This window comes from Azotobacter armeniacus (genome assembly GCF_054779355.1).
Genome location: NZ_BAAGYK010000070.1, coordinates 2153 through 10149, shown reverse-complemented (window position 1 = coordinate 10149; position 7997 = coordinate 2153). Strand labels below are relative to the sequence as shown.

Annotated in this window: 8 protein-coding genes and 2 pseudogenes; 5 read left to right on the top strand and 5 right to left on the bottom strand. The window is 63.5% G+C overall.

Annotation, left to right across the window (positions count from 1 at the left end):
- Positions 1-287 precede the first annotated feature (287 nt).
- Positions 288-1217 (top strand): retron St85 family RNA-directed DNA polymerase, encoded by a 930-nt coding sequence (locus ACYVD0_RS12010; protein ID WP_460427024.1) that lies wholly within the window; start codon positions 288-290, stop codon positions 1215-1217.
- 274 nt (positions 1218-1491) lie between these two features.
- On the opposite strand, the gene ACYVD0_RS12005 is transcribed toward ACYVD0_RS12010, so the two are convergent.
- The 4 genes from ACYVD0_RS12005 to trpB form a co-directional block, all read right to left on the bottom strand.
- A complete protein-coding gene (locus tag ACYVD0_RS12005) occupies positions 1492-1854 on the bottom strand; it encodes a type II toxin-antitoxin system PemK/MazF family toxin (protein WP_460427023.1) in 363 nt (120 codons plus the stop codon).
- On the bottom strand, positions 1848-2090 hold the full coding sequence (locus ACYVD0_RS12000; RefSeq protein WP_460427022.1) for an AbrB/MazE/SpoVT family DNA-binding domain-containing protein: 243 nt from the start codon (positions 2088-2090) through the stop codon (positions 1848-1850). The genes ACYVD0_RS12005 and ACYVD0_RS12000 overlap by 7 nt, the downstream gene beginning before the upstream one ends.
- 163 nt (positions 2091-2253) lie before the next feature.
- The gene (gene trpA, locus ACYVD0_RS11995) at positions 2254-3063 is read right to left on the bottom strand and encodes a tryptophan synthase subunit alpha (protein WP_460427021.1); all 810 of its coding nucleotides are present in this window, start codon (positions 3061-3063) and stop codon (positions 2254-2256) included.
- The gene (gene trpB / locus ACYVD0_RS11990; protein ID WP_460427020.1) at positions 3060-4280 is read right to left on the bottom strand and encodes a tryptophan synthase subunit beta; all 1221 of its coding nucleotides are present in this window, start codon (positions 4278-4280) and stop codon (positions 3060-3062) included. The genes trpA and trpB overlap by 4 nt, the downstream gene beginning before the upstream one ends.
- Positions 4281-4411: 131 nt before the next feature.
- Here trpB and ACYVD0_RS11985 point away from each other — a divergent pair, with 131 nt between their 5' ends.
- Positions 4412-5314: a LysR family transcriptional regulator gene (locus tag ACYVD0_RS11985; RefSeq protein WP_460427019.1), complete on the top strand. Its 903-nt coding sequence runs from the start codon at positions 4412-4414 to the stop codon at positions 5312-5314.
- Positions 5315-5395: 81 nt separating this feature from the next.
- Here ACYVD0_RS11985 and ACYVD0_RS11980 read toward each other — a convergent pair.
- Positions 5396-5541: pseudogene (locus ACYVD0_RS11980) on the bottom strand (UDP-glucose 4-epimerase GalE); the annotation flags it as partial.
- An 87-nt stretch (positions 5542-5628) separates the two neighbouring features.
- On the opposite strand from ACYVD0_RS11980, the pseudogene ACYVD0_RS11975 reads away from it, so the two are divergent.
- The 3 genes and pseudogenes from ACYVD0_RS11975 to ACYVD0_RS11965 form a co-directional block, all read left to right on the top strand.
- Positions 5629-6388: pseudogene (locus ACYVD0_RS11975) on the top strand (ABC transporter ATP-binding protein); the annotation flags it as partial.
- A gap of 110 nt (positions 6389-6498) precedes the next feature.
- Complete coding sequence (locus ACYVD0_RS11970) at positions 6499-6714, top strand: dodecin family protein (RefSeq protein WP_460427018.1); 216 nt, start codon at positions 6499-6501, stop codon at positions 6712-6714.
- Positions 6715-6873: 159 nt separating this feature from the next.
- Entirely contained in the window at positions 6874-7869 is a 996-nt protein-coding gene (locus ACYVD0_RS11965) for an LLM class flavin-dependent oxidoreductase (protein WP_460427017.1), read from the top strand.
- Positions 7870-7997 lie beyond the last annotated feature (128 nt).

Here is a 7997-nt window from a genome sequence, read left to right as displayed (position 1 = left end):
TCATGAGCTGGCTGGCCAAAACCCCGGAGCGGGTAGTTGCCTATTTCCAGCATGCGTCGGTGCGTTATGCCACTTAGATTGGGTATTTGATTGCCGGGTTAATATGACTCTACCAATGGAGAGCGCCGCATAAAATTTGGAGCCACCAAGGGCGGCCGAGTAAAAGATGGCCCAGCCATAAAAATGTCCTTGCGTCAGTCTTACCTATTGAATGAAAAAGATGAGACATCTAAAAAAAGGAAGCTGGCTCTTCAGCAGATAAACAAAATCAAAGAGGAGGGTACTAAATGAGTACTCTGGATACCTTAAGCAAGCGAATGCTGACTAGCAAGGCAGAGCTCTTTAGTTTTGTAGGCACAGCTCCTCGACGATACAAAGTGTATTACATTAAAAAAAGAAATGGTAAAGACCATAGGCTGATTGCACAGCCAGCCAAAACCATTAAGTTCATACAGCTTTTGGCAGTTGAGGAGCTTAGAAAAAGCTTACTCGTTCACCATTGTGCTGCAGCTTATGAAAAGGGATCAAGCATCAAGAAAAACGCATCGAACCATCAAAAGAATCAGTATCTATTAAAAATGGATTTCAAGAATTTTTTCTTGAGCATCACTCCAGAGCTATTCTTTTCAGTAGCCAGAGACTCTGGAATTCACTTCCCTGATGAAGACAGGGTATTTCTTAGCTGTCTGTTTTTCTGGAAGCTTCGTAGGAATAGCCCGCTTAGGCTGAGCATTGGAGCACCAAGCTCTCCTTTTATTTCAAACTTTGTAATGTCGCACTTTGATTGTGCTGTTGATGAATTTTGCAGAAAAAATAAAATAACTTACACAAGATATGCAGATGACCTCACATTTACAACTAATCAGAAAGGCATATTATTTGAGGTTCCGCAGCTTATTAAGGCGAATCTCAAGACATACTGTCACTCGAAGATTCGCATAAACACCGAGAAGACCGTCTATTCTTCAAAGGCTTTCAACAGACATATAACAGGTGTTACCATTACCAATGACGGCAATCTTTCAATTGGCCGGGATAAAAAAAGAAAAATATCTGCAATGATACATCGATTTTCTTTAGATCTGCTTGATACTGAAAAAACATTAATTCTTAGAGGTTTGCTAGCCCACGCTCAAAACATAGAGCCGGACTTCTTGGCCAGGATGATTAATAAGTATGGCAACGAAGTTATAAGCAGACTACACAAGGTTAAATGAACATATTTTGGCTGTGCTAGCTTTGATAACTTTCAAGAGCATTGAAACAACTCGGTAATTTGCTCTATTTAGCTTAACGCTGATTTTTTTGCAGACCAAGGTCTGCGTGACCTGCCCCCACCACCACACCATCAGCCAAGCTGACGATGTTGGCAGCATGTTCCGGACTGCGGATGCCGAAGCCGAAGCCGAAGCCGAAGCCGAAGCCGAAGCATAATGCAGGTCGATGGGCGTAGACGGACGAAGGCCTGTTCAACGTGCTCCCAAGCCACCACTACTCCTCCAACAAAGCCCCCACACAATCAAGCACCTGCTGCACAATCTCGGCCGGCGCCTTTTCCTTGAAGGTGGCCCGGCGTACCCGCCAATCCAGGGTGCGAACCTGGTGGCTGTGGATATTTCCCTGGGTATCGGCTCCCGTCCCCATCAGGGTGATCAGAAATCCATGGCTGCGCGCCTGACTCGCCGCGCCCTGGGAGATCGGGCACACCAGGGCCAGTCCGAACGCTTCGTTGAATTCGCGCTTCGACAGCACCAAGCAACAGTGCTCGCCCAGTATCTCGCGCCCGGTGGAAGGGTCGAAGCTCAGGTGCCAGATTTCGCCGCGTCCCGGAATGGCGGGCGGGCGCTTCACCATTGCTCGTCCCCGGCCGCCGGCATGGCATCCCAACCCTCGGCCCGGGCATCTTTCGGTGTTTCGGCGATCAGTTCGGCCAGCGTCGGTTTCTTGCGGGCCGGCTTGATGACCAGGGCGTCGCCCTCGATCTTCCAGACCATTTGGCAGCCGGCCGACAGTTGGTTCTGTGCGGCGAAGGCCGCCGGCACGGCCAGAATCAGCGATCCGCCGGAACGGCGCAGTGCAACGGTACCCATAGCGTGACCCTCCTCAGGTTTTCCAAAAGTATAACTTGAGTCATGCCAATGGAAAACGCTGGAAAGGCGAAGGACGGGCAGGCACGGCCTCTCTCCCGGCAAATCCCACGAAAAGCCGCTGCCTCCTCACGGAAGCAGCGGCTTTTTCTTGCCGCAAACGCGCTTACCGGCGTGCGCCGCGCACGCCTTCGGCCAGTTCGCGGCACAACCCCAGCACATCCCCCACCGCCTGCTCATTCGAGCCAGCCTTGGCGATGCGGTCGACCAGCGCCGAACCCACCACCACGCCGTCGGCCAGGCGGGCGACGCTGGCGGCGTGTTCCGGGCTGCGGATGCCGAAGCCGATGCACACCGGCAGGTCGGTGTGGCGGCGCAGGCGGGCGACGGCCTGTTCGACGTGCGCCAGGGTGGCGGCGCCGGCGCCGGTGACGCCGGCCACGGAGACGTAGTAGACGAAGCCAGAGCTGCCGGCGAGCACCACCGGCAGGCGCTCGTCGTCGGTGGTCGGGGTGGTCAGGCGGATGAAGTCGAGGCCGGCGGCCTGGGCCGGGTCGCACAGCTCGTCGTTGTGCTCCGGCGGCAGGTCGACCACGATCAGGCCGTCGACGCCGGCCGCCTTGGCGTCGGCGATGAAGCGGTCGACACCGTAGGCGTAGATCGGGTTGTAGTAGCCCATCAGCACCAGCGGGGTGTCCTGATTGCCGGTGCGGAATTCGCGCACCATCTGCAGGGTTTTCACCATGTTCTGCTTGCCGCCGAGGGCGCGGATGTTGGCCAGTTGGATCGCCGGGCCGTCGGCCATGGGATCGGTGAAGGGCATGCCCAGCTCGATCACGTCGGCACCGGCCTCCGGCAGGCCCTTGAGGATGGCCAGGGAGGCGTCGTAGTCCGGGTCGCCGGCGGTGACGAAGGTGACCAGGGCGGCGCGGTTGGCTTGCTTCAGCTCGGCGAAGCGGGTCTGCAGGCGGCTCATGCGTGCTTCTCCAGTTTGTCCTGCATGTGGTGCATCACGGTCTGCATGTCCTTGTCGCCGCGGCCGGACAGGTTGATCACCATCAGGTGATCCTTCGGCAGCGTCGGCGCGCGCTTGAAGGCTTCGGCCAGGGCGTGGGAGGACTCCAGCGCCGGGATGATGCCTTCCAGACGGCAGCACTGGTGGAAGGCCTCCAGTGCCTCGTGGTCGGTGATCGGCACGTATTCGACGCGCTTGATCTCGTGCAGCCAGGCGTGTTCCGGGCCGACGCCGGGGTAGTCGAGGCCGGCGGAGATGGAGTGGGCGTCGGTGATCTGGCCGTCGGCGTCCTGCAGCAGGAAGGTGCGGTTGCCGTGCAGCACGCCCGGTGCGCCACCGGCCATGCTGGCGGCGTGCTTGCCGGTGTCGATGCCGTGACCGGCCGCTTCGACGCCGACGATCTGCACGCTGGCGTCATCGAGGAAGGGGTGGAACAGGCCGATGGCGTTGGAACCGCCGCCGATGCAGGCGACCAGCGAGTCAGGCAGGCGGCCTTCCTTTTCCATGATCTGCGCGCGTACTTCGTTGCCGATCACCGACTGGAAGTCGCGGACCATCGCCGGGTAGGGGTGCGGGCCGGCGGCGGTGCCGATCAGGTAGAAGGTGCTCTCGACGTTGGTCACCCAGTCGCGCAGCGCCTCGTTCATGGCGTCCTTGAGGGTGCCGGTGCCGGCGGTGACGGGGATCACCTCGGCGCCGAGCAGTTTCATGCGGAAGACGTTGGCCTGCTGGCGGTCGATGTCGGTGGTGCCCATGTAGATCACGCACTGCAGGCCGAAGCGCGCGGCCACGGTGGCGGTGGCCACGCCGTGCATGCCGGCGCCGGTCTCGGCGATGATGCGCTGCTTGCCCATGCGCCGGGCCAGGAGGATCTGGCCGATGCAGTTGTTGATCTTGTGCGCGCCGGTGTGGTTCAGGTCTTCGCGCTTGAGGAAGATCTTCGCGCCGCCGAAGTGTTCGGTCAGGCGCTCGGCGAAGTACAGCGGACTGGCGCGGCCGATGTAGTCGCGCTGGAAGTAGGCCAGTTCGTCGAGGAAGGCCGGATCGTTCTTGGCCTTTTCGTATTCCGCCGCCAGCGAGTTGATCAGCGGCATCAGGGTTTCGGCGACGAACTGGCCGCCGAACTGGCCGAACAGGCCTTTTTCGTCGGGGCCGGTGCGGTAGGAAGTCTCGGTCATGGGTGCTCCCGGAGTGTGCAAAGAGGCAGGCTGGCGCTTTTCGCGGCCCACCTGCGATGGTCACACGTTAACCAATGGCGCACCCGCCGAAAAGCGATAAGATCGCCCGGACACGTCAGGAAAACTCACCGATGACCCACCCGGACCTGCCCTCCCTGAACGCCCTGCGCGCCTTCGAGGCCGCCGCCCGCCTGCAGAGCGTCAAGCAGGCAGCCAAGGAGCTGCACGTCACCCATGGGGCGGTCAGCCGGCAGATCCGCGCGCTGGAGGAGGAGTTGGGGGTGGCCCTGTTCGTCAAGGAAGGGCGCGGCGTAAAACTCACCGATGCCGGCATTCTGCTAAGGGATGCCGCCGGCGACGCCTTCGCCCGTCTGGACGGCGCCTGCGCCGAGCTGAAGCGGCACACCGAGGAGGCGCCCTTCGTGCTCGGCTGTCCGGGGAGCCTGTTGGCGCGCTGGTTCATTCCGCGCCTCGACCACCTCAACCGCGAACTGCCGGAGCTGCGCCTGCAGTTGTCGGCCAGCGAGGGCGAGCTGGACCCGCGCCGGCCGGGCCTGGACGCCACCCTGCTGTTCGCCGAGCCGCCGTGGCCGGCCGACATGCGGGTCTTCGAGCTGGCCGCCGAGCGCATCGGTCCGGTGCTCAGCCCGCGCCACGCGCGCTTCGCCGAGCTGCGCCAGGCACCGCCGCAAGCGCTGCTCGACGAGGCCCTGCTGCACACCGCCTCGCGCCCGCAGGCCTGGCCGAGCTGGGCGGCGAGTCAGGGCTTGCCGGCGGCCGGGCTGTGCTACGGCGCCGGCTTCGAGCACCTTTATTACCTGCTGGAGGCGGCGGTGGCCGGGCTCGGCGTGGCCATCGCGCCGCAGCAGCTGGTCGCCGACGATCTCGCCGCCGGGCGGCTGGTGGCGCCCTGGGGCTTCGTCGAGACGCCAGCGCGGCTGGCGCTGTGGGTGCCGCTGCGCCGCGGCGACGGCCGGGCGGAGCGGCTGGCCGGCTGGCTGAAGACGCAGCTGGAGGACCAGGCCGTGCGCTAGCTGGCTGCTCAGCCGGCCAGGGCGGTGTTCTTGTCCTGCCCGTAGCCGTTCGGATTGCTCCGCTGCCAGCACCAGGCATCCGAAGGTGCGGAGCATTTCCAGTACCGAGTAGCCGCGGCCGGTGCCGAGGTTCCGGATGGAGACGCCGTGGCTGCTCGACAGCCGCTGCAGCGCCTTGAGATGCCCCCCCTCAGGCCCGCCACGTGGATGTAGTCGCGGATGCCGGTGGAAGGCATCCGCCTCTATCCGATACAGGACTATCCCGGCTGGTTCGACGAACGGCACTGTTCGACCAGCCTGATTGTGGCGGGGGCGCCCAGCGCAGCAGCTGGATGTACATGGAGAAGGCGCGCCTCCTGCACGACGCCTGCCTGTCGCTGATGGCTGGCGGCATGCTGGCCTGGGCCACCATGCAGTGGCGCACCGGCGGCGTCAGCGCCGGCGACGTGGTGCTGGTCAGCGCAGTGACCTTCCGCATCCTGCACGGCTCGCGCGACCTGGCCCTGGCGCTGGTCGACGCCACCCGGCAGCTCGGCGCGATCGCCGACACCCTGCGCATCATCGTCCAGCCGCACGCCCTCGACGATCCCGAGCATCCGCTGGCGGCCGCCGACGGTACCATTGACCTGGTCGACGTGGGATTTCGTTACCCCGACGGGCGGCAGGTGTTCAAGGGCTTCAATCTGCACATCCCGTCCGGGCAGAAGATCGGCCTGGTCGACGAGCGCGGGGTGATGCTCTCCGGCGGCCAGCGCCTGGGGATCGCCCGTGCCTTCCTCAAGGACGCACCGATCCTGACCCTCGACGAGGCCACCTCGGCCCTCGATACCCATTCCGAGGCGGAAATCCAGATCGCCCTGGCCGGTCTGGTGCGCGGCCGCACGGTGCGAGCGGTAGCCCACCGGCTGTCCACCGTAGCCAATTTCGATCGTATCCTGGTGATGCAGAAGGGCAAGGTGGTGGAAGACGGTACCCCCAGCTGAACTGCTCGCGCATGACGGCCTGTACGCCTCGCTGTGGCGGATGCAGGCGGAGGGCTTCCTGCACGGCCCCAAGCTGCCGACGACGAGCTGAAAGAAGTGCCGGCGGAGCGACGGCGGCTGAACTCTCGCGATTCCGCCCTGCCTCACCTAGGTGGGGAAGGCGCTTGGCGCCGACTCCGCCTATTCACCCGGGAGGCAAGCATGTCCGACCACCACACCTACAAGAAGATCGAACTCGTCGGCTCCTCGCGCACCAGCATTGAGGAGGCCATCGACAATGCCCTGGCCGAGGCGTCCAAGAGTCTCGACTACCTGGAGTGGTTCGAGGTGGTCGAGATTCGCGGCCACCTCGAGAACGGCGCGGTCGGCCACTACCAGGTCACCCTGAAGGTCGGTTTCCGCCTGGCCGACAGCTGAGGCCGGCAGGCGTCAGCCCCGCGGTCTTAGCCGAAGGCGGCACCTGGGGCCGCGGGTTGTAAGTTGCCAGAGCAGGCAGCGGCCACCGGCACAGACTTTTGCTTCAGTTTCCCCTTCGCCCGACGGGCAAGCTCGGGGGCGACTCAAGGAGACACTCCCATGCCACGACTGGTCGACACCGCGTTTTCCATTCTCGATCTGGCGCCGATCCGCGACGACGGCGGACCGGCCCAGGCCCTGCAGAACTCTCTGGCGCTGGCCCGCCATGCCGAGGTGCTGGGCTTCACCCGCTTCTGGGTGGCCGAGCACCACAACATGGACGGCATCGCCTGTTCCGCCACTGCCGTGCTGATCGGCTACCTGGCGGCGGGCACCTCGCGGATCCGCCTCGGTGCCGGCGGCATCATGCTGCCCAACCATGCGCCGCTGGTGATCGCCGAGCAGTTCGGCACCCTCGCCACCCTCTATCCGCGACGCATCGACCTCGGCCTCGGCCGCGCGCCGGGCACCGACCAGTTCACTGCCCATGCCCTGCGTCGCGACCGCCTGGGCAGCGACGAGGACTTTCCGGCGGACGTCGAGGAACTGCAGACCTTGCTCGGCCCGGCACAGCCCGGCCAGCGGGTGATCGCCATGCCCGGGGTCGGCACCGAGGTGCCGATCTGGCTGCTCGGCTCCAGCCTGTTCAGCGCCCGGCTGGCCGCGCGCAAGGGACTGCCCTACGCCTTCGCCTCGCATTTCGCGCCGCGCTACATGCATGAGGCGATCCGCCTCTACCGCGACAACTTCCAGCCCTCGGCGGTGCTCGATAAGCCCTATGTGATGCTCGGCGTGCCGCTGATCGCCGCGCCCACCGACGAGGAGGCGGAATTCCTCGCCACCACCGCTTTCCAGCGCGCGCTGGCGCTGATCCGTGGAGAGAGTCGGGTGCTGCGCCCGCCGGTGCCGTCGATGATCGGCCGCTGGCAGCCGCACGAGCAGGCAGCAGTCGGCGACTTCCTCGGCCTGGCGGTGATCGGCGGCCCGGAGAAGGTTCGCGCACGCCTGGATGTGCTGCTCGAGCAGACCGGCGCCGACGAGCTGATCTTCACCGGCGATTTCTACGAGCCGGCCGACCGCCTGCGTTCCTTCACGATCCTCGCTGGCTTGCGCTAAGGAGATGGGGGCAGGGGAGTCCGCCTCCCCCGCTCCGGTGATATGCATCGAGTAGGGAGCGGGATTACTCCCGCCGCCCTCTCACACCACCGTACGTGCGGTTCCGCATACGGCGGTTCATGGGTGAT

Excerpts from the sequence above, each read along its gene's own strand:
- ACYVD0_RS11985 (WP_460427019.1), top strand. The coding sequence starts at position 4,412 with ATGACCCACCCGGACCTGCCCTCCCTGAACGCCCTGCGCGCCTTCGAG.
- ACYVD0_RS12010 (WP_460427024.1), top strand. The coding sequence starts at position 288 with ATGAGTACTCTGGATACCTTAAGCAAGCGAATGCTGACTAGCAAGGCA.
- ACYVD0_RS11965 (WP_460427017.1), top strand. The coding sequence starts at position 6,874 with ATGCCACGACTGGTCGACACCGCGTTTTCCATTCTCGATCTGGCGCCG.
- trpB (WP_460427020.1), bottom strand. The coding sequence starts at position 4,280 with ATGACCGAGACTTCCTACCGCACCGGCCCCGACGAAAAAGGCCTGTTC.
- ACYVD0_RS12005 (WP_460427023.1), bottom strand. The coding sequence starts at position 1,854 with ATGGTGAAGCGCCCGCCCGCCATTCCGGGACGCGGCGAAATCTGGCAC.
- ACYVD0_RS11970 (WP_460427018.1), top strand. The coding sequence starts at position 6,499 with ATGTCCGACCACCACACCTACAAGAAGATCGAACTCGTCGGCTCCTCG.
- trpA (WP_460427021.1), bottom strand. The coding sequence starts at position 3,063 with ATGAGCCGCCTGCAGACCCGCTTCGCCGAGCTGAAGCAAGCCAACCGC.
- ACYVD0_RS12000 (WP_460427022.1), bottom strand. The coding sequence starts at position 2,090 with ATGGGTACCGTTGCACTGCGCCGTTCCGGCGGATCGCTGATTCTGGCC.